This is a genomic window from Psychrosphaera ytuae (genome assembly GCF_017638545.1).
GTDB classification, from domain to species: Bacteria; Pseudomonadota; Gammaproteobacteria; order Enterobacterales; family Alteromonadaceae; genus Psychrosphaera; species Psychrosphaera ytuae.
On sequence record NZ_CP072110.1, the window covers coordinates 730,325 to 752,327 of the forward strand.

A 22,003-nucleotide genomic window follows, 5' to 3' on the forward strand; every position below is an offset into this window, starting at 1 on the left:
TTTCAAAAAATCCCACAGACAAGCGCTAAGTCTGACTAAGCTCGCTATTTACGCTCAATATGATTAAATAACATTCAAAGGCTGGAAATTAATAATAAAAACACGGCAAGGAACACAAACATGGATAAAGATTTTGCAATCCCCAGACCCCTAATCATAATTCTTGCGATTTTTCAGGGCATAACACTAACCCTGCTATATCAAAGTGTCGAACAACAAGTTTGGCCGGGTACAGACTCTGTATGGCTTACTGCTTTGATTACCTTTGCCATTAGTTTCCCACTATTAACCTATTTATGTGTTAACCAGGGCAATATTAAAAAAACCTTGCTTTGCGTCCTGCCCTTCTCGCTTTTGTTGTCTCTGTTAGGCGCCTATGTCGGCTTACAACAGCAGCCATCAGGCTTTTTTAACAACGGCTTAGTGCTGTTTTCTTTTGCCGTTACTTCTCTGATCGCTTCGTTTAAAGCATTGATGTATTTTCAGCATTTTACCAGTCAAGGGACTGAGTTAACGCAACAGCGCGAATTAACCCAAATCAGTTACAGCAGTCTGTTTACGCGCTCTTGGCGCAACTTTATTGTATTTGCCGAGTGCGTGTTGTTTGTTGGTATATTCTGGATTATTTTGCACCTTGGAGCATCTCTATTCGCGGTACTTGAAATCAATATATTCAGAGAGCTTTTGCAAGAGAGTTGGTTTGTCATCCCAACCCTCAATCTAGCCTTTGGATTTGCCATTATCGTATTTCGCAATATCACCCACACCGCAGACACCATAGCCACAATTTTACAAACACTGATTAAATTTTTGTTACCTGCATTGACGTTAGTCTCGTTGGGCTTTTTAGCTACTCTGCCTTTTACTGGCTTGACGGCATTGTGGGAGACCGGTTCGGGAAGCTTGCTGGTTATGTGGTTACAAGCGCTAACTTTGTTTTTCTTAAACGCGGTCTATCAAAATGAATCCCACCAGCGCCCTTACCCTAATTGGCTACATAGGCTAATTTATCTGGGCGTGGCATTGCTACCAATTTATAGCGTTATTTCTGCTTATGGTCTGTGGCTGCGTATTGATCAATACGGATGGACAGTTGATCGCTGCTGGGCCTTTTTAGTGTGGGGATTGTTGGCATGTTTTTGCTCCGGTTATTTATTTGGGATCATCAAAAAACGTGATGCTTGGCTAGAAACCTTAAGTACTGTCAATGTCCGCATGGGCTTGGTGGTTTTGTTGAGTGTGCTGCTGGTAAATTCACCGCTAGTAAATTTCCAGCGACTCTCTGCCGATAGTCAAATTTCAAGACTCAATCAGAACCTTGTCACTATTGAAGATTTCGATTTTTATTATTTTGATCGTTCTCTTGGCCGACAAGGCTACCTTGCAATGCAAGCGTTAAAAACTGAGCTGGGAGATTCAGCTCCAGAACACGTAGCGATCATTGACCGCATGTATACCGAAAGACACAACACAGCCAATCCGCTAAACATTGACGAGTTTAAAACCATCATCAGTTACTGGCCAAACCAAGCTTCTTTTGAAGAGAAGCTCGACGACCCCGACGCACTGTTGGAAGCTGTTTATGACAGCGAAACTGACTCAGAGTGGAAAAGTTATCGTGGTAATTCCTATTACTTCTTAACTCAAGATCTAAATGATGACGGCCAGGTAGAGTTCATCGTTATTACCGAAAAGAACCACCACACCTCAGCCAATCTATGGTTGAAAGAGAACGACGAATGGACCAGTCGTTACATGACGTCATTTAATCCAAACAAAGAGAACTTTTTAAAAACTGACCTTGAGAAAAACAAAATTGAAATCGTAAAACCTAAGTGGAATAAGTTAAGAATCGGCGACGTTGAGTTTCGCGTGTCGCAGGATTGAGGTGACTAATAGCCATTGAGCGAGATAATAACTTACCATAATCACTAGGCCCTCAAAGGGAACGGGTGTCACAAATTTGTTTATGGCAATCACACTGTCAGAAAAAACAAACACCAGTGCACCCGCTACCAATCCCAAGTTCAGTTGTGGCGATTGAAGCTTAAGAGATGATGATAGCTGAGGTTGTGACACATACATTGCCATAATAGCCATTGCCAATATCACAGCCATATACACCACAACCGGTATCATCAAGTCACCCGTTTTAGGAAGTACCACCAGCAACATTCCAATAAAATAAATGAGCGTTGCGTATATCAATAGCTTTCTAGAATCCAACCTCGAGCCCTTTAAGTTTGCTTCGTGCTCTCGAGGCTGAAGCTCTGGACCTTGAGTGGTGAGACTGGCTTTCCTCAAATGCCAAAACCCCACAATATAAAACACATGAGCAGTCAAAAAAGCACTTAACCCCAACACAAAACTATGCTCAATCGACAGTGCCAAAAATACATCTCCTAAAGCCGAAAAAAACAAAGCACCTATTACTATGTTTCTGAGCTGTCGTGATGATGGCGACGAGGAAAGGGAGCACCAAGCCCAAGCTAACAAAGTGATAATTGGCAGTGCTTTATGAACATAATGCAGTGGATAGTCACCCTGCCCAATGAGAGCCAAATAGCTTAGGGATAACGTTAAAAATATCAGGTGAAATAATTTGTTCTTCATACTTTCCCTGTACCCATTCCCTGCACCGACCTTGTAAAGCGTATCGAAACGCAACGAATAAAATAATTTGAATAAAAACTATACATGCATCATGGACTAGCGTACAGTGCCCTAGCTTTAGAAAAATTAAAGCTTTATCTACTACTGCACTTTACTCTTCTAGTTCTTCTTTTTTATTAAGTTTTAAAATTTAGTCGGACCTGTGTTTACTTCTGCTTTACTGGCTAAATGTTTTTTTCGATGTATCTATCGCAATACCGGTGAATCTTTTCACCACACTCTTATTAAATAAAAAAGGTTTCAAATATGTCTAATTCTGTAAATGGCGTAGTCAAATGGTTTAACGAAGACAAAGGTTTTGGTTTTTTAACTCAAAGCAATGGTGGAAAGGACGTATTCGTGCATTTTCGCTCTATCGCTTCTGAAGGGTTCAAAACGTTAACTGAGGGACAGCAAGTCCAGTTTAATGTTGAACAAGGCCCAAAAGGCCCACAAGCATCTAATGTGATTGCTTTATAAGCTAAACGCCACACTAATATAATTAAAGGCTAGACCCTTCTAGCCTTTTATCCTGCCTAAAGGCCCCATCGAGAACAAACAACACTATATGATTCATAATTATAACGGCATAAGCATCCGTGCTTGCCCACCATTTTTAAACATTTCGGTAAACAAGTTCAGCGTCGTCTTTCAAGACAAAAAAAGCAAACACTCAGTTACTCTCAAAAACGCAATCGAGACAAAAAAATTCGTCAGTTGGTTAGTTTCAATCTAACCAAGGCGTTTGTGAAGATCACGCTTTAACAACTCAACCAGCCAGACCATACCCGTAACTGACAAAAACAAAGTCGCAACCGCAAAACATATGATTAGCCAGTGATTGAAACCACCCGTGTTACCATAATCCATAAAATGGAGTTTGAGCATCAAACCCTTTAATCTCGAGTCGTCGTTTACGTGTCGAAGCACCTGGCCCGTAACCTCATCGAGATAAATCGTCGTATTATTTTCATCTTTGACGTCAACTTGCCACATTGGGTTTTGTTGAGCGACGTAATCGTCAAATGGCGGTTGTCGCAAGATGGGTTTTGATAACTCGCCAGAACCGGAATATGACTGCTCAGCGATGGTCAAGACTTGAGGCGGGGATAACTTAACGTTCTCGCCATTAACGGCATTAAACAGCTCGGAGTCACGCTTTTGATCGCCATGAGCGCCAGCTTCATAGACAAAATGGTAGTAGGGTTTGCCCAGTAGCCAGATTTGCTCCACTTTTATGGGAGCATCAAAAGAAGCATCATTATCACCTTTTTCCAGCTTTGACGGACTCACGTTGGCGATTGAAATGAGATCAAATGCTGCTAAGTTGTGGTCGTATTGAACACGAACCCGATGTTCATTGCCACTGGCTAAGTTTGCATCCATCAAATTAAAATAAAGGCCAGTCACCAGCCAAATAATCAACTGGATACCGACTAAAACGGACAGCCACTTGTGAAATACTTTGAAGTGTTTGAGTGTCGGCATCATGACGTTCGACCCTTAATAGCACGGTATTTAACCACACCTACATGATGAAACGTCAAGACACCTCCTGTCACCGCCGCACCAACTCCAAATAAGGCAAATAAAAACAACAGCCAGTTACCCACATTTTCACCATCGTCATAATCCATAATATGAAACCGCCACATCCAATCAAACAAACGCCATAAATCATGGCGCTTAGCAACGATTTCTCCGCTGTGTTGGCTAACGTACAAAGTGGGTGTCAGAAACCCCTGATACTGGATTTGCCAAAATGGTAAGTGGCGAGGTGACAACTCTGCTGGCATATCCGAAACAGAGCTCATTTGGGTGACGGAAACGATGTCTGTGCTGCCGTTGTAATAATAATTAGCGATTTGTTTAGCGGATGTTTCATCGATTGGCGGCACCACCTTTCCACTGACGGCATCGACCATCACTTTACCACTTTCACCATTGTTGAAACGATAAACAGGTAATCCCTGCAACGAAGAAAGTGAGATTTGATCTGCGTTGGGAAAATCAGCCGCTAATTGGTCTATTGTGTAACGTATATCGTCGAGGTTAAGCGCTGTCTTTTGTTGTTTTACTATTGATTCGCCGTGAATATAGTGAATATCCATACTCACCATATATACGCCTGTTATCGACCAAAACAAAAACTGGATCCCTGTAAACGCCATTAACCACTTATGGTATTTCCTGCTCAACCTCAACAACTTAACTCCTTGACTCTCGTTTCAGGCTGTTTAAACGCCAAAGATAATAAATCGAGGGTAACACGATTAATGTAAGGACGACAGCACTAGCCATGCCGCCTACCATAGGAGCGGCGATACGGCTCATAACTTCAGAGCCCGTCCCTGTTCCGTATAATATCGGCATCAAACCAATGATGATTGTCGCTACGGTCATCATCACGGGACGAATTCGCATACCGGCACCTTCCATAATTGCCTGTGCTAATTTATGAGCAGTAAACGGTGTGTTCGTTTGTTTGCACTCGTCCATCGCACTTTGATATGCCTGATTGAGGTAAACAAGCATAATTACCCCTATTTCAACCGCGACACCCGCAAGAGCTATAAAACCAACTCCCACGGCAACAGAAAAATTAAATCCCTCAAAATACATTAACCAAAGCCCACCAATCATCGCCATTGGCAGAGTTACGATAATAATGGCCACTTCGCTAAACGAGCGGAAGTTTAAATAGAGTAAGATGACAATGATCGCAAATGTCAGCGGTAACACGTAGGTCAGCTTTTCTTTCGCGCGTTCCATATACTCATATTGACCGGCCCAGGTAATTGAATACCCAACTGGCAGCTCTAGATTGTTTGCCAAATAAGACTTGGCACTTTCAACATAACTACCAACATCAACGCCATCAATATCGATAAAGGTCCAGCCATTAATGCGTGCATTTTCACTTTTTATCCCTGGTGGCCCACTCTCGACTCGAATGTCTGCTACATCTCCCAGTGCAATTCGTTGTCCGTCTGGTGTTACAACCGGTAATCTTGCGAGCTGCTCTGGTGAATCTCGATAATCCTGCGGATAACGCAAGTTAACTGGATATCGCTCTTGGCCTTCGACAGTTTGGGTCACATTCATTCCACCGATGGCTGTTGACACTACTTGTTGAACATCTTCAATGTTGAGACCAAACCGGCTCGCTTTGTCCCGCGAAATATCGACCTTAATGTATCGACCTCCCGCAACGCGCTCAGAGTACACTGAAGCCGTACCCGTTACGTTAGGCAGTAATTGTTCGATCTGTTGGCCTATCTGCTGAATCGTATCTAAGTTTGGTCCTGCCACCTTAATCCCAACAGGCGTTTTAATACCTGTCGCCAACATGTCAATTCGAGTTTTGATTGGCATTACCCAAGCATTGGTTAAACCAGGAAACTTAACTAGCTGATCAAACTCTGCTTTTAGTGATTCAGTCGTCATTCCCTCTCGCCATTGGTCCTTGGGCTTGAGTTGAATAAACGTCTCTATCATTGTTAGTGGCGCTGGATCGGTTGCAGTTTCAGCTCGACCCACTTTACCAAATACGTTTTCGACTTCTGGTACGGTCCGAATTAACTTATCGGTTTGTTGCAACAACTCTCTCGCTTTACCAATAGATATGCCCGGATAGGTAGTCGGCATATACATCAAGTCGCCTTCGTCTAATGGCGGGATAAATTCACTGCCAATTTTATCAACCGGCCAAAAGCCCACAAGAGTTATTAAAACAGCAGCCACAATCGTCGATTTAGGAAACTTCAATACCCCTTTTAGTACAGGCATGTATACGCTGATCAGTAATCGGTTAAGCGGATTTTTGTTTTCTGAAATGACCTTTCCGCGAATAAAATAGCCCATCAAAACCGGAACCAACGTTATCGCTAAACCAGCAGAAGCCGCCATTGCATACGTTTTGGTATAAGCCAGTGGCGAAAACATTCGACCTTCTTGAGCTTCCAAAATGAAAACGGGTAAAAATGACACCGTGATGATCAATAAGCTAAAGAACAACGCAGGACCAACCTCGCTGGCCGCTTTAGCCACCAGCTCCCAGCGATTTTGGTCATTCAGAGGAATGCCCTTTTTGTTCAGTGCCTCCATGTGCTTATGCATGTTTTCTATCATTACAATGGCACCATCTGTCATAGCACCAATAGCAATGGCAATGCCACCAAGAGACATAATATTGGCGTTGATACCTTGCATGTACATGATGATAAACGCGACTAAAATGCCCAGTGGTAAGGTAACAACCGCGACAATGGACGAGCGCAAATGAAACAAAAACGCCACGCACACCAGAGCGACTACAGCGAGCTCTTCAATCAGCTTTTCCCACAAATTATCTACGGCGCGATCGATGAGGGTCGAACGGTCGTATACCGGAACAATCTCTACTCCATCAGGTAAGGAAGACTTGAGTGAATTGAGTTTTTCTTTTACCCCGTTAATCGTTTGTTGGGCGTTTTCGCCAAAGCGCATTACCACAACACCACCTACGACTTCGCCTTCACCGTTTAACTCGGCAATACCTCGTCGCATTTGCGGGCCTAAATTAACATCGGCAACGTCCCCGATACGCAGTGGCGTGCCCTGGTCATTCATCCCTAGTGGGATCTTTTCAATGTCTTGTACAGACTGGATATAGCCCGTTGCTGTTACCATGTATTCGGCTTCGGCCATTTCGACAACCGATGCACCGGTTTCTTTATTGCCTCGTTTTAGAGCCATTTGAATATGGCTGAGAGGAACGTTGTAGGCTCTTAATTTATCTGGGTCAACTTGCACTTGGTACTGTTTTACCATGCCGCCAACAGCTGCCACCTCGGAAACACCGGGTACAGTTTGTAATTCATATTTTAAAAACCAATCTTGAATACTTCTTAATTGGCTTAAATCATGATTGCCAGATTTATCCGTCAAAGCATAAATATAAACCCAGCCAACACCTGTCGCATCGGGGCCCAATTGAGGTTTAGCGGATTCTGGTAAGTTAGGCGTAACTTGACTCAAATATTCAAGTACGCGGCTTCTTGCCCAATACAAATCGGTATCATCATCAAAAATGATATAGACATACGAGTCACCAAAAAATGAATAACCTCTTACGGTTTGCGCGCCAGGTACAGATAACATGGCCGTGGTTAACGGAAATGTGACTTGGTCTTGAACAACTTGCGGTGCTTGGCCCGGGTAACTGGTTTTGATGATCACCTGGACATCGGATAAATCCGGTATTGCATCTACCGGTGTGTTTTTAATCGAATACAGTCCACCAAACGCAACTATCAAGGTGATCAATACGACAAAGAATCGATTACCAACGGACCATCGAATTATTGATTCAATCATAATAAACGTCCTTATCTGCTACTCATGATTACTGTGATCAACATGTTCTTCAGGGCTGTCATCCTTCAGAGAGATGTTTGTTATGACAAAGTCATCACCTACTTCAAAGGTAAATCTAACTTCATCACCAACTACAAAACCGGACAGGTCTACATCGTCAGCCACTACAAAATCCATGGTTACCGCAGGTCGATTCCATTTAGCTATCGGTCCTCGGCTGATATTTAGAATTCGATTTGCGAGATCAATCGAGTTGATAGTGCCGTTTACTGTTGCGGCATTTGCCGGCTCTGATAGTTGTTGAGGCTCTTCATCATGAGTCATACGTTTAAAGTCTGAGGTTTTGCTTGATTCAGAATCTATTAAAAACTGAGCAGATGTGACGACTACGTCATCAGGCGTCAGTCCATCTAAGATTTCGATACTCTCTTGGCTTACCCTGCCGACGGTGACTTCAATTGACTTAAATTGCCCTTCTCCTAAGGCTAAAACAACACGGTCTTGGCTACCAGTGCGAATTACCGCCTCTTTTGGCACAACAATCACTTCCTTGTCTTGGTCTGCAAAAATCGTGATTTGCGCAAACATATTCGGTTTTAAGTGGTGCTCTGGGTTGTCGAACTTTAATCGGACTCTCAGTGTCCGTGTTTTGCTATTTAGTGTTGGGTACACATAATCAACGACGCCATCCCATGTTTTGCCCGGTAAATAGTCTAGATTCATTAATACCGCCAATCCTTCTTTTATAACGGCAGTGTCTCGCTCAAAGACTTCAGCTTCTACCCAAACTTGATCCAGCTTACCAATGCTCATCAAAGTATTGCCCGGTTTAACAAAAAAGCCCTCTCTGATTTTTAAGCCATCTACCACTCCCGATTGGGGAGAATAAAACGTGATATTTTGTTTTACTTTACGGCTCGATTCGAGCTCATCGATAAACTTTTCAGACAATTGCAACGCTCTTAAACGCTCCGTTGCGGCGGCAATAAGGGATTTGTTGTTCCGATTCAACGCAATTAACAACTCTTCTTGAGCATTAACTAACTGAGGCGAATACAAGGTGTAAAGAGGTTGGCCTTTTTCGACTGGGTTACCTGCCGCTTTGACAAAGAGCTTTTCTATCCAACCATCCACTCTAGGGTGAATGTGGACCAACTGATCTTCATCGTACTGTACATAACCCACGGTTTTTATTTCTGAGTGCATTGTTTTAAGTTGCACTTCAGAGGTTCTAACTCCTAAGTTATTAACGACATGTGGAGCAATGGTAATTGCACCAGGTCCCCAATCATTCGTTCCAGACGCGTCTTCTTCATACACAGGAATCAAATCCATGCCCATTGGCGATTTGCCCGGCTTGTCTCGTCGATAATTAGAGTCCATTGGCGCCACCCAATAAAGCGGTTTTTTCTCTGCACTAGCTTCGGTTTCATCTGTAGAGCTTGGTGTGCCTTGTAACGCACTGATTGCACCTGCACCGACAAGGGTTCCAAAAATAACAGCAGCGACGAGTTTAAGTGACATTCCATTGTTGTTGTTATTGTTTGGCATAATCATTCTCCAAATTTTGCGCACTCGTGTTAGTGGCAAAATAGTAATTAATTCGAGCGACGGTTTTTAATGTTTCAACGTCGATTTTTAACGCTGCAATTCTTGCGTTTAATTCGGCAATTCTGGCTCTTACGACCTCAGCAAAGTCACCGTCGTCATTGGTGTAAGCCGTCAGGGATGCTTCTGCCTGATCGTGCATTTGGGTCAGTAATTGTTGTTGATAAATCGATTGGCGCTGCGACAAGCGGTTAAGTTGTTTTAATTCTTTTTCAACCGCACTCATCATCTGTTTTGTCACCAGCAACTTTTCAGTTTTTATCGCTTGTGACTCAGCTATAGATGCAGAGACCACTTGGTCTTGACGGTTTTTGGTAAACAGCGGCACATCAAAGGTAATACCAACCGAAAATAAGTCTGCACGCTCAGCGCCTGACGGCATATCATTGCGATAGCCATAACTCGCGTTCAGCCCCCATTTGGGTTTGTATTGTTGTTTTGCTAACTCAACGCCTTGCTCGGATGCTTTTCTCTTTACGTCAATCGCCATAATGGCGGGGTGTTGAGAAAAGGCAGCCGCCAGTTCATTACGGTCGTATTGATAGGTGTTTGCAAATGACGATAAGACCACAGATTTCAATTTAATTTGTGGCAATGAGTCTGATACAGAAAAACTAGCTGGTTGGGTACTAAATTCAAAGTTAGTCTGATCATATCGATGCAGCCATTCGCTCAAACGTGTCATTGCCGATTCGTATGCGAGTTTTTCGGTTTGTAATCTGTCTTCTAACTGGACAATTTCTAGCTGAGCTCTGATCACATCTTGTTGTCTGGTTTTACCAATCGCATTTGAATAGCTCGCTCGCGCTACTTCCGCCATTTGCTCAAATAAAGCACGGTCTGATTCAATCAATGTAATCGTTTGTTGAGCCAAAAATGCGTCTAACCACAATTCAGATACCATTGCTTGTAATTTTGCTTTTCTATCGGCTCTTAATAATGGAAACACAGAGGCTTCAATGGTGAGTTGACGCTCTTTTATCGCCAAACTATCGCCTCGTGGAAACATTTGAGACACCCCAACTTTAAATTGAGTCATTCCTTCTTGATCTAAATCCCAAGAATCGACGGGAATGTTTGCCATGCTAATCGAAACATTTGGATCCGGCAGTGAACCCGATGCCACACTTTTGTGTTCCATCGCAGTTTGCTTTAACTTGCTACCGTGCAGCCATGGATCGTTGGACTGAGCGAGCTGAACGGCTTGCTTTAGGGTAATAGTTTGTTGAGCTTGTAAAAGACAAGGCACCAGCGTTAAAAGTAATAAAAAACGACTCTGTTTGATCATCATATTTGTCTCCAGATTGCTCTGGTTTATAAGCTTGGTTTATTAACGGCTTTAATTAAATGGTTTGGTAATCCAGAGGAACACCAAATAAAAAATGGTTTTGAGAACACAGCTCGTTAGTCACATTGCGCATTTGCTAAAATGCAGACGGACTGATCCTGTGTTAAGCAAATATCGGTGGGCGATATAAAGAAGAAGAAATAGATTTGGTTTGACTAGTCGGCTGCATAGAAACAGCTTCGCTAATTTGTATCATTGCGCTTGAAGAGGCTTCGGAGTTTACAATACTTAAGTTTGTGCACGCACTTGCTGGGCATGAACATTCTGACTCACAGCAATCTTCATCTGTGTTTGATAGGTCTGCGGTATCGTGATTCATAAGACTGTGATCTACAACAATATGATCTACAACACCATGGTGCATTCCGTCATGGTTCATATCAGAATGAGTATCCGCCGCCATATTCATATGAGATCCGTGTGACGCACCGGTCATTTCACAAGACATAGCCGAATACGCAAACGCCTGCCCTACTAAGGCAATTAGCATTGTCGCAACAACTAATACTTTTGAAAGTGAATTAACCATAAAAATCTCGATATTGAATTGAGCTAAAGGCTATGACATTTTCCAAAAAAAGTAAACGATAAGATGAGTTACAACAGAACTTCTATAATATCCCTATGACCTAAACCAAATCGTAAAATCTCAAGCTGACCATGTAACAAAAATGTTGCTGAAGGGCAAATATTCAACAATAATTGCGCGCCTTTCAGGTTGAGTAAGTCTATGGTTGGCATAGAAACAACACTGAGAGTCGGAGTAACTTATGGGTGATGCACTGGGCATTATTATCTTGATATTATTTGGTGCCTTATTCGCAATGGCTGAGATTTCTATCGCAGCATCTCGCAAAATCAAATTAAAAGTCATGGCCGACGAAGGCAATGATCAAGCTGAAGCGGTAATTCGGCTTCAAGATCATCCCGGTCGGTTTTTCGCGATGATTCAAATCGCCTTAAACGCCATTGCTATTTTAGGTGGTATTATCGGCGAGCAAACTCTCACGCCCTATACCTCACAATTGGTTGCACTGGTTTATTCTGGTCCATTAGCTGGGCAAATTAGCTTTGTGTTATCGTTTTTAGCGATAACCTCTCTGTTTATTCTGTTTGCTGATTTGCTGCCCAAACGCATCGCGATGATCATGCCGGAGGCGGTCGCAGCACGAGTTGTCAGATTAATGAACGGCATTACCTTTGCGCTTACGCCTTTTGTCATGTTTTTTAACAGTATTACTAACTTAGTATTACGAATCTTTAATGTTCCAACCGTTCGGGAAGATATTGTCACGACCGAAGACATAGTGGCCATGATGGAAGCTGGTGCTCAGCACGGCTCACTGCAGCAACAAGAATATCAATTGTTAGGCAATGTTTTTGAGCTTGAAGGGCGAACGCTAAGTACGGCCATGACAACTCGAGATGCTATTGTATATTTTGACATCAAAGACGATAACGCCGCCATCAGCGCCAAAATTTTAGAGCACCCTCACAACCATTTTCTGGTGTGCGATGGGCATTTGGATAAGCTTGTTGGACTAGTCGAGTCCAAACAATTATTGCGCCAGTTGTTAAAGGGCGAATCCACTCAACTTACTGACAGCTTAATCGACAAGGATCTGTTTTACCTGCCAGAAACCTTAACCCTCTCAGAAGCGCTCAATGAATTTAAATCAGCGGCTCAGCCTTTTGCTGTTGTGGTTAATGAGTACGCAATGGTTGTCGGTATCGTTACGTTAAAGGACTTGATGAGTAGTTTTATGGGGGATTTGGTGACGTTTCAAGGCGAACAACAAATCGTCCAAAGAGACAACAATTCATGGCTGGTCGATGGTGCGACACCGATTGTAGATATCATGAAGTTACTCGATATTCCCGAGTTTCCAAATGACAATCAATACGAAACCGTTGCTGGATTTCTGATCTACATGCTCAAGCGTATCCCTAAACGCACAGATTACATCAACCATGCCGGTTATAAGTTCGAAGCGATAGATATTAATGGGATCCGAGTGGAGCAGTTATTAGTGACTCGGTTGAGTGAGCCTGAGTCAGACTCAACAATTGACAGCTCACAAGTGAGTTAACCCACCGTATAAAATGAGTAAGGCTCCCAAGGAGCCTTATTTTTTGATTTAAAAATCAGAGTTAACTCGTCAGGTTAACTTGGTTTTTTCAGGACGTATATTTCACCATCAAAACTACCCTGAATGGTCAAACCCTGCCCTGCCAACTCTTTTAAATAGTCGATGTGCTCTTGAGTGATATTCTGTCCAGGAACCAACAACGGAATACCCGGAGGATAAGGCGTCACCAGACCTGCGCAAATGCGATTATTACACTTGTCTATCGGCAACGACTCTCTGTCGCCATAAAACGCTTCACTTGGAATACACGCCAAGTCGATTTTTGGTAGCTTTTCTGGCAAACGCGAACGACGTGTCGATTTGGCCAGCTTAACCTTGCCGCTATCGAGCTTTTTAAGGGCATTGTACAAACGGATTATTTTTGAGCGTGTGCCACCTAAGGTCAATAAAACCAATATCGTGCTGTGGGTGTACTTCTCAATTTCCAAACCAATTTCGTCTAACAAAAACTTGTGAATGTCTTTTAACGAATACGGTAGCGCGCTGATATCAATTAAGATTTTTAACGGATCGTGGCCGACATTATCATCACTAAAATGCGGGAAAACCTTCATAAAGTCGTCTTTGCCCAACACTTTGATTTTTTGTAACGATTTGGTTTGTTGTTTAAATTCCTCAACGTGATTTAACAAGGCGTTGAGTAGTTTATAGCCTTCCATTTCCAACTGTTTTTGACAAACATCTAACGATGCAATCAACTGATACTTTGGCGATGTACTTGCGTAAATGCTGTAAATTTCTCTAAAGAAGTCCGCATCAAAGTCTGGATCGTTTATGTGGATATAGGATGCTTGCGAAAACGCCGACACAACTTTGTGGGCCGAATGCGTGACATAATCAGCCCCTGCGTGTATCGCAGAGTAATATCTAAAGCTTGGATGAAACAACGAATAAGCAAACCATGCTTCATCGATAAACACTTTAATGCCATGCTCATGAGCCATATCAACGACTTGCTTTAAGTCACTCAATAAACCGTCGTACGTACAACCCGTTAAAACCAATAACTTAGCATCAGTATTTTGCTCAATGGTTTGTTTGATTTCTGCTAACGAAGGTGGTGCAAAGATCCCGTATTTAGGTGACAAAATACTTGATAAATAAACAGGGAAACTCGCTGATTGCAAAATACCGTAGTGCACAGACTTGTGGCAATTGCGGTCAATGATGACCTTGTCGCCTTTTCGAAGTAACGTTTGTAAAATAATCTTGTTCGACGTGGACGAGCCATTCGTTACAAAATACGTGTGTTTGACTTCAAAGGTGGCCGCAGCCGACTCTTGAGCTCGACCTATGGTGTTAGTACTGTCCGACAATGAGCCTAATGAGTCCACCGATACAGACAAGTCACCCACAAACACGTTACGACCATAAAATTGATAAAAGTCTTTGATATACGGTGAGTTTCTAAAACTCGAACCACCACTGTGACCCGGTGTATGCCAAGAGTCATTCGACTCGCCAACATAACGGCGATACGCAGTCCAAAATGGCGTTTCAGAGCGGTCATCAAAATCGTTGATCATGTAACCTAAAATGGCCTCAGGGTCCGAGATCACTTCATCTTTAAAAAAGAAAGACTCAATATCTTCAGACTCATTTACGATCTCTAGGCCCTTGGTATCATCACCAATGACATACACAGGCAGCTCAATGCGAGTCTCTTTCAAACGCTCGATAAACTGGCTGTAAGTTCGCTCTTCGCTTTTTTTGTTGATATCCCAGCTCAAGACAACAGCTTGGATATCACCGTCCTCTTGGATAAATTCCAACGCTTTTGATAGCTCTAAGCATTCAATAAAATCAATATCGATATCCTGTCGCTCAAAATTCGCGACAGTTTTGGTGAGATTCGTTGCAAGTTCTTGCAATACGGTAGGATCTTGCTCAATTACCAAGATTCGAAACAGAGGTAACATAACAATTAAAGCCTATAAATCATAAAGTGTTCCTAAGGATAAACAAAGACTTGATAGTTGTGAAATGAATAATTCAACAACGTCACTTTTTGTTTATTTTCCATAAATGGTTACAACAGCAGGTTGATCTATATGATTTAACAAAGCAGCTATTTTGAGTACCGAAAAGGAAAATGGAAATAAATAGAACTCAATATGGTATGATCCACGCCATTAAATTTCCCACGAGTCGTGTAAATGTCAGACAAGTTTTTTTTCAAGGGGCGTCAAGACGCTCGCCAAAGCCACATCAAGAGTTTTCAACCAAAAGTAACCAAAAAAGCAGGCAGCAAGAAATACCCATTGCAGCTTACCGTAACTTCTGAGCAGCGTAAGTTAGAAATCGAGGCACTACTCAACGAGCACCAGCTATTTGCAGATATCACGATTGATTCGTCGGACAATGCACAAGAGTCCATCGAACAACTCACGACTATTTTAAACAAAGCGACGACCGTCAAAGTAGACAAGACCCCTTCTCGTAACGAGCCTTGTGTATGTGGTAGCGGTAAAAAATACAAGAAGTGCTGCGGCTAAGGGCTCACAATGACAAACATTTACGAAAATAATCCTTTGCATGGCAAGAGCCTCGAAGCCATATTGAACGAACTCGTTGACCATTACGGGTGGGAAATTATGGGTGCTTACATTAATATAAATTGCTTTAAAACCAAGCCGAGTATTGCATCTAGCTGTAAGTTTTTAAACAAAACGCAGTGGGCAAAAGAAGCAGTCGAAGCATTTTATATGTATAAGTTTAAAAACTTACCAAAACCCAGCGATGACCAATATGACCTACCACCGCGAGACCGTATCGTGCCACCAGAAGACAAACCGCGCGCACCCAAAGAGTTGAGCTTAGAAGACGCGGAGCGTATTAAATACAACAAACAGAAAAAAAACCGAGAGCGTGCCATGCGTCAGAAAGCCTCGACCCCATCTAACCCTTGGGGCCGAACTAACTCCTAACAAATAATAGCCATCGTCACTTTTTGTTTATTTTCCATAAATGGTAACGACAACAGCGCCACCTAAACCTACGTTGTGTTGCAGCGCTAATTTAGCCCCTGCAACTTGTCTTTTACCTGCTTGACCTCGTAAATGCCAAGTCAGTTCAGCGCACTGAGCAATGCCTGTCGCCCCGATTGGGTGACCCTTTGACATCAAACCACCCGAAGGCCCAATTACAAATTTACCGCCATAGGTATGGTCATTGTCAGAGATTAATTTTATCGCCTCTCCTTCTCCACATAACCCGAGCGCCTCGTAACTGATCACTTCATTGGTGGTAAAACAATCATGTAACTCAATGACGTCTATGTCTTGTGGTGAAATACCGGCGATGTTAAATGCTTTTTCAGCGGCGTTTGCGGTCATGCCAGCTCCAACAGATAAGATTGGATCTTGCCAAGACGCTTGAGTATCTGTCGCCATCGCTTGCCCTAAGATTTTTACGCCATTTTTAATGTTGTGCTTTTGAGCAAAGCGTTCGCTACAGAGAATGGCAGCAGCGGCACCACAGGTTGGCGGGCAAGCCATTGTTCTGGTCATGTAATTATCAAAAATCACTTTATCATTAAGAACGTCTTCGACTGAGATTGGTTTGGTAAACAATGACAATGGATTGTTAACAGCGTGTGATCGCGATTTCACTGCAACTTGGGCAAATATGTCTCGAGAGACATTGTATTTTTCCATGTAGTAACGGCCCGCAGCGCCAAATGCTCTAAGTGCAATCGGTGCATTAGGAATATCAAATTGATCGTAAACCTTATTCACTCGCTCAAATGGGCTTTCTCTGTCATCCCAATGTGTACCAAGGGCGCCTGGTTGCATTTCTTCAAATCCAAACGCGACTGCACATTCTATCTCGCCGGATAAAATCGCTTGCCTCGCTAAATACAACGCAGTAGAACCACTAGAGCAGTTATTGTTTACATTAATGATTGGTATACCACTTTGAGCTACATCGTAAAACGCATGCTGCCCGCAAGTACTATCTCCGTATATGTATGATGCAAAGCCCTGTTCTATTTGACTAACATTAATCCCTGCATCTGTGATTGCATCTTTAATCGCGTTGGCGGCCATAACTCGGTAAGGCTCTTGTTGACCTGGTTTACAAAACTTGGTCATCCCTACGCCAGCAACAATTACATTATTCATTTTTCACCTAATTTTTATTAATTCTTTTAAAGGTAACACATTATCGCGAGCCGCTACTTTATCTCCCAAGCCTTTTTGAGGAGAGAAAAAGCTTCGTCGGCGTTATCCGCAAACTGCATTAATTGTGTATCTTCGGCTGCAATCACGCCTTGCTCAATTAAAAAGTCAAAATCAATGACCCGCTGCCAAAACGCACGCCCCACTAAAATCACAGGTAACGAGCTGACTTTTTTGGTTTGTAACAAGGTTAGTGTTTCAAACAGTTCATCTAACGTGCCAAACCCACCTGGAAACGCGACTAAGCCTTTTGCCCTTTTCAAAAAGTGCATTTTTCTCATCGCAAAATAATGGAACTGAAAGCAAAGCTCAGGTGACACATACGGGTTCGGTCTTTGCTCACGTGGCAATACGATATTTAATCCAATGCTTTTGGCTCCTGCATCAGCAGCGCCTCGATTTGCCGCCTCCATGATCCCAGGTCCACCGCCTGTAGTCACGACATACTCGTTACCACCGTGCGCCAATGAGAGCTCGGACACTTTCTTAGCCAATGCTCTTGCAGTGTCGTAATACCCTTTTTGTGTATCATTACAACTTTGAGAAGACGTATTGAACCTCGCACTGCCAAAAATCACCAACGTCGAGTAAATATCTTGCTCGTCCAATGCTAAGTCCGGCTTCATCCATTCGAGTTGTAACCTTATACCTCTCAATTCGTCTTTGAGCAGTAGGTCATGATCAGAAAATGCCAGTCGGTTTGCCGCATATGGCGACTCACAACCCAATTTAGCCTGTTCTACCGCATCCATCGCGGTCGAAAATCGGGAAGTCTTATTACCTTTTTTCATTGTACCACCATGTTAAAACACAACCTCTTGACCAAGTGAAGGAATCGTCACATCAAAGCCGTTCGCTTTTACCGCTTGTTGTAAAACGACTTTTGCAGACTCTTCTCCGTGTACCAAAAAGACCTTTGGGTCTGCCTCTTTCATATGTGACAGCCAGTCTAATAGCTGTGATTGGCTCGCATGAGCAGAGAAGCCTCCTAAAGTATGAATTTGTGCCTGCACAGCTATGTTTTCTCCGGCTAGTTTCATTTGTTTTGCGCCATCGATAAGAGTTCTTCCAGGTGTTCCCATTGCTTGAAAGCCAACAAAGATCACATGGGAGCGTTTTCGCCATAAATTGTGTTTTAGATGGTGACGGATCCGCCCGCCGTTACACATGCCACTACCAGCGATAATAATGGCCCCACTGTCGATGTTATTTAAGCGCATTGACTCTTTGGTACTGGTGGAATACCTAAGCACAGGTAAATACGAATGTAAGCTCTGGCCATTTCGCCGTGTAGGTTCGGTGTGTTTTATGATCTCTCGCTTGTCTTCTTCATTGTAAATATCTTGATACCTGTGATAAACCTCAGTGACGGCAATCGCCATTGGGCTGTCCAAAAAAATCGCCTTTTGATGGAGTTTGCCTTTTTGATACAACTCTCCAAGTCGAAAAATGATCTCTTGAGTCCGTCCAACTGCAAAAGACGGGATCAGTATGTTGCCGCCGTTTTCGGATGCTTCTGTGATCACAGTTTCAAACTCATCAAGCGTCTCCTCGATGGACCTGTGGTCTCGGTCACCATAAGTCGACTCCATCAGTAAAATATCGGCCTCGGTGATGATATCGGGATCGCGTAACAGCGCAGCTTGTGAATTACCCAGATCGCCAGAAAAAACCAGTTTCTTCTGTTTACCTGATTCATTAACTATGAGCTCGACGATCGAAGAGCCTAAGATATGACCCGCATCAGAAAACCTGAGTTCGACATCATCGGTGATATTAAACCTGTGATAATAAGGCACACCAATGCACAGCTCCATGACGTCGTCGACCTCTTCTTCGACATATAAGGGCTCGACAGGTTGTTTGCCCGAGCGCTTGCGTCGTTTGTTCTCCCACTCTGCGTCTCGCTCTTGCAACGAAGCTGCGTCTTTTAACAAAATTTCAATTAGGTCACAGGTGGGTTTGGTCATAAAAATAGGCCCGTTGTACCCTTCTTTTACCAATAAGGGCAATCGACCAGAATGGTCTAAGTGAGCGTGAGAGATGACCACACCATCGAGTTGTGAAGGAGAAAATGGCAAAGGTTTTCTATTGGCTTTTTCTTCTTCTTTTCGACCTTGAAACAACCCACAGTCTAATAAAATTCGACTCTGTTTTGTCGTAAGCAAATACATGGAGCCAGTGACCCCTTCAATCGCACCGTAAAAAGTAAGCTTTGCCATGAGGCATTCTCCATTTATTTTTATTGACGTTTCACTGGCCTTTATTTATTGCCGTAAGGCCATACCCACTCTTCTATTTCTGGCATGTCGACGCCGTGTTCATGGGCATATTGACAACATTCAAGTTGACGATCGCGAAACGCTTGTTTGGCATGAGCCCCTCGTACTTTGATTTTCTCAACCCGATCTATCACATCGATGGCGATGCTAAACCTATCAATTCTATTTTCTATCGCCAGCTCAAGCGGGGTATTGATATTGCCACGCTCAATATAACCCCTAACGTGTAAGTTATTATGGTTAGCTCGACGATATGCGAGGCGGTGTATTAACCAAGGATAGCCATGAAAATTAAAAATGACCGGTTTGTCGACCGTAAACAAACTATCAAAGTCAGCATCCGATAAGCCATGTGGATGGGCGTACTCTGGCGCCAAGCGATAAAGGTCGACGACATTGATAAAGCGGATCTTTAAGTCATCAAAGGTTTCTCGTAATAACGCGGTTGCCGCTAAGGCTTCTTTGGTCGGGATATCCCCGCAACCGACGATCACTACATCAGGCTCTTGGCCTTCATCGTTACTGGCCCAGGGCCAGATCCCCAATCCTTTAGTACAATGCTTAATGGCACTTTGGGTATCTAGGTACTGCATGTGCGATTGTTTGTCACACACAATGACATTGATGTCGTTTTGACTTTTTAGGCAGTGATCCGCGACCGACAACAAGCAATTGACGTCTGGCGGTAAATAGATCCGAGTCACGCTAGGGCTTTTGTTCACCACTAAATCGAGAAAACCCGGGTCTTGATGAGTAAACCCATTGTGATCTTGGCGCCACACCGTAGAGGTAATGAGAAGGTTAATCGATGCAATAGGTGCGCGCCAGCTCAAGCTTTCGGCAATAGCTAACCATTTTGCATGCTGGTTAAACATAGAGTCGATAACATGGACAAACGCCTCATACGTCGCAAAAAAACCATGTCGACCGGTTAAAACATACCCCTCAAACCAGCCCTCTAGTGTATGTTCAGACAACATCTCCAACACGCGCCCATCAGTGCTTAGGTGGCCGCCGTCTTCATCTTCTGGCTTGTACTCGCACAACCAGAGTTTTTTGCTGACTTCATAGATGTCGTCCAACTTATTTGAAGTGGTTTCGTCAGGCCCAAATACCCGAAAGTTATTGTTGTTTTTTACCATTACATCTCGAAGCATGGCGCCAAGAGGTTTGGTGTTGAAGGCAAAGGAGGTTCCAGGCTGGTCCACGACACAGGCGTAATCGGTAAAATTTGGCAGCCTGAGATTTTTCTTTACTAACCCGCCATTGGCGTGGGGGTTAGCGCTCATGCGTCTTTGCCCCTTAGGCAACAGTGCCTGTAGCTTGGCCACCAGCTTACCGTCTTCATCGAACAAGGTTTGTGGTTCATAGCTTTTAAGCCATGATGTTAATGTCGCTAGGTTTTCAGGGTTATCACGAACATTTTTGAGAGGCACTTGATGGGCTCGCCACGAGCCTTGTGTTTTATGACCGTTAATTTTTTCTGGGCAGGTCCAGCCTTTGGGTGTTCTTAACACTATCATTGGCCAACGAGCCCGGCTTACCTTTTCAGCGTTACGAGCATTTTGTTGAATCTCTCTAATATCTAGAATACAAGATTCCATCGCCTCAGCCATTTTTTGGTGCATATGAACAGGGTCGTCACCCTCGACGAAAATTGGCTTCCAGCCGTATCCATTAAACAAAGCACCTAACTCTTCATTTGGGATCCTAGAAAGTAAAGTCGGGTTATTAATTTTATAGCCATTTAAGTGAAGGATGGGCAAAACCGCCCCATCTCGAATTGGATTAATGTACTTGCTAGAGTGCCACGATGTCGCCAATGGGCCCGTTTCGGCTTCTCCGTCCCCAACCGCAACCGTCACAATTAAATCGGGGTTATCAAAGGCTGCGCCAAAAGCATGAGAAATACTATATCCCAGCTCGCCACCCTCATGAATAGAACCTGGTAGCTCTGGAGTACAATGACTGCCGATTCCCCCCGGAAACGAAAAACGTTTAAACAGGTGTGTCATGCCTTCTATATCCTGACCAACATCAGGGTATATCTCACTGTATGTTCCTTCCAGATATACCGGAGCAATAACACCAGGAGCGCCATGACCAGGGCCTGCCAAAAAAATTGCATTTAAATCATACTTGTTGATAAGTCGATTCATGTGAACATACATAAAAGATAGGCCAGGACTTGCACCCCAATGCCCTAATAGACGCTTTTTAATATGCTCTTTGCTCAAGGGGATTTGCAGTAGAGGGTTGTCTTTTAAATAAATCATCCCGGCCGCTAAGTAATTACATGCCCGCCATAAATCGTGAGTTAATCCGAGTTCTTTATCAGATATGGGGTCGATTGCTTGAGTATCGAGTTTTGTAGCGTCTTTCATAGCGAGTCCTCTTACGTAACTCTTCACCGAGGCCGCCACA

Annotated in this window: 17 protein-coding genes; 5 read left to right on the forward strand and 12 right to left on the reverse strand. The window is 43.3% G+C overall.

Annotated elements, in window-relative coordinates; translation table 11 throughout:
• The first annotated feature begins 120 nt into the window (after nt 1-120).
• Complete coding sequence (locus J1N51_RS03320) at nt 121-1,887, forward strand: DUF4153 domain-containing protein (protein ID WP_208832574.1); 1,767 nt, start codon at nt 121-123, stop codon at nt 1,885-1,887.
• Here the strand turns inward: J1N51_RS03320 and J1N51_RS03325 are convergent.
• Nucleotides 1,846-2,613 carry a lysoplasmalogenase gene (locus J1N51_RS03325; RefSeq protein WP_208832575.1) on the reverse strand — a complete coding sequence of 256 codons (768 nt, stop codon included), beginning with the start codon at nt 2,611-2,613 and terminating at the stop codon, nt 1,846-1,848. The genes J1N51_RS03320 and J1N51_RS03325 overlap by 42 nt on opposite strands.
• A 306-nt stretch (nt 2,614-2,919) precedes the next feature.
• Here J1N51_RS03325 and cspE point away from each other — a divergent pair, with 306 nt between their 5' ends.
• Nucleotides 2,920-3,132 carry a transcription antiterminator/RNA stability regulator CspE gene (cspE, locus tag J1N51_RS03330; protein ID WP_208832576.1) on the forward strand — a complete coding sequence of 71 codons (213 nt, stop codon included), beginning with the start codon at nt 2,920-2,922 and terminating at the stop codon, nt 3,130-3,132.
• 252 nt (nt 3,133-3,384) lie between these two features.
• Here cspE and J1N51_RS03335 read toward each other — a convergent pair whose 3' ends face one another.
• The 6 genes from J1N51_RS03335 to J1N51_RS03360 form a co-directional block, all read right to left on the reverse strand.
• A complete protein-coding gene (locus tag J1N51_RS03335) occupies nt 3,385-4,143 on the reverse strand; it encodes a PepSY domain-containing protein (RefSeq protein WP_232842846.1) in 759 nt (252 codons plus the stop codon).
• A complete protein-coding gene (locus J1N51_RS03340) occupies nt 4,140-4,823 on the reverse strand; it encodes a PepSY domain-containing protein (protein WP_232842847.1) in 684 nt (227 codons plus the stop codon). The genes J1N51_RS03335 and J1N51_RS03340 overlap by 4 nt, the downstream gene beginning before the upstream one ends.
• Nucleotides 4,824-4,860: 37 nt before the next feature.
• Nucleotides 4,861-8,010: an efflux RND transporter permease subunit gene (locus J1N51_RS03345; protein ID WP_208832578.1), complete on the reverse strand. Its 3,150-nt coding sequence runs from the start codon at nt 8,008-8,010 to the stop codon at nt 4,861-4,863.
• Between the two features lie 18 nt (nt 8,011-8,028).
• The gene (locus J1N51_RS03350) at nt 8,029-9,561 is read right to left on the reverse strand and encodes an efflux RND transporter periplasmic adaptor subunit (RefSeq protein WP_232842848.1); all 1,533 of its coding nucleotides are present in this window, start codon (nt 9,559-9,561) and stop codon (nt 8,029-8,031) included.
• The gene (locus J1N51_RS03355; protein WP_232842849.1) at nt 9,548-10,909 is read right to left on the reverse strand and encodes a TolC family protein; all 1,362 of its coding nucleotides are present in this window, start codon (nt 10,907-10,909) and stop codon (nt 9,548-9,550) included. Before J1N51_RS03355 ends, J1N51_RS03350 begins: the two co-directional genes overlap by 14 nt.
• Nucleotides 10,910-11,069: 160 nt before the next feature.
• Nucleotides 11,070-11,495 (reverse strand): hypothetical protein, encoded by a 426-nt coding sequence (locus tag J1N51_RS03360; RefSeq protein WP_208832579.1) that lies wholly within the window; start codon nt 11,493-11,495, stop codon nt 11,070-11,072.
• A 241-nt stretch (nt 11,496-11,736) separates the two neighbouring features.
• Here J1N51_RS03360 and J1N51_RS03365 point away from each other — a divergent pair, with 241 nt between their 5' ends.
• A complete protein-coding gene (locus J1N51_RS03365) occupies nt 11,737-13,056 on the forward strand; it encodes a hemolysin family protein (RefSeq protein ID WP_208832580.1) in 1,320 nt (439 codons plus the stop codon).
• Nucleotides 13,057-13,130: 74 nt separating this feature from the next.
• Here J1N51_RS03365 and J1N51_RS03370 read toward each other — a convergent pair whose 3' ends face one another.
• Nucleotides 13,131-15,035 (reverse strand): aminotransferase class V-fold PLP-dependent enzyme, encoded by a 1,905-nt coding sequence (locus tag J1N51_RS03370; protein ID WP_208832581.1) that lies wholly within the window; start codon nt 15,033-15,035, stop codon nt 13,131-13,133.
• Between the two features lie 237 nt (nt 15,036-15,272).
• Here J1N51_RS03370 and J1N51_RS03375 point away from each other — a divergent pair, with 237 nt between their 5' ends.
• A complete protein-coding gene (locus J1N51_RS03375) occupies nt 15,273-15,611 on the forward strand; it encodes a PBPRA1643 family SWIM/SEC-C metal-binding motif protein (RefSeq protein WP_208832582.1) in 339 nt (112 codons plus the stop codon).
• Between the two features lie 9 nt (nt 15,612-15,620).
• The gene (locus J1N51_RS03380; RefSeq protein WP_208832583.1) at nt 15,621-16,043 is read left to right on the forward strand and encodes a VF530 family protein; all 423 of its coding nucleotides are present in this window, start codon (nt 15,621-15,623) and stop codon (nt 16,041-16,043) included.
• Nucleotides 16,044-16,070: 27 nt separating this feature from the next.
• Here the strand turns inward: J1N51_RS03380 and J1N51_RS03385 are convergent, their stop codons facing one another.
• The 4 genes from J1N51_RS03385 to J1N51_RS03400 are packed head-to-tail and all read right to left on the reverse strand — an operon-like array spanning nt 16,071 to nt 21,963.
• Complete coding sequence (locus J1N51_RS03385; RefSeq protein ID WP_208832584.1) at nt 16,071-17,240, reverse strand: lipid-transfer protein; 1,170 nt, start codon at nt 17,238-17,240, stop codon at nt 16,071-16,073.
• Nucleotides 17,241-17,293: 53 nt separating this feature from the next.
• On the reverse strand, nt 17,294-18,088 hold the full coding sequence (locus J1N51_RS03390; RefSeq protein WP_232842850.1) for an LOG family protein: 795 nt from the start codon (nt 18,086-18,088) through the stop codon (nt 17,294-17,296).
• Nucleotides 18,089-18,100: 12 nt separating this feature from the next.
• Nucleotides 18,101-19,519 carry an MBL fold metallo-hydrolase RNA specificity domain-containing protein gene (locus tag J1N51_RS03395; RefSeq protein WP_208832585.1) on the reverse strand — a complete coding sequence of 473 codons (1,419 nt, stop codon included), beginning with the start codon at nt 19,517-19,519 and terminating at the stop codon, nt 18,101-18,103.
• A 41-nt stretch (nt 19,520-19,560) separates the two neighbouring features.
• Nucleotides 19,561-21,963, reverse strand: coding sequence for a phosphoketolase family protein (locus tag J1N51_RS03400; RefSeq protein ID WP_208832586.1), 2,403 nt, complete (start codon nt 21,961-21,963; stop codon nt 19,561-19,563).
• Between the last annotated feature and the right edge of the window lie 40 nt (nt 21,964-22,003).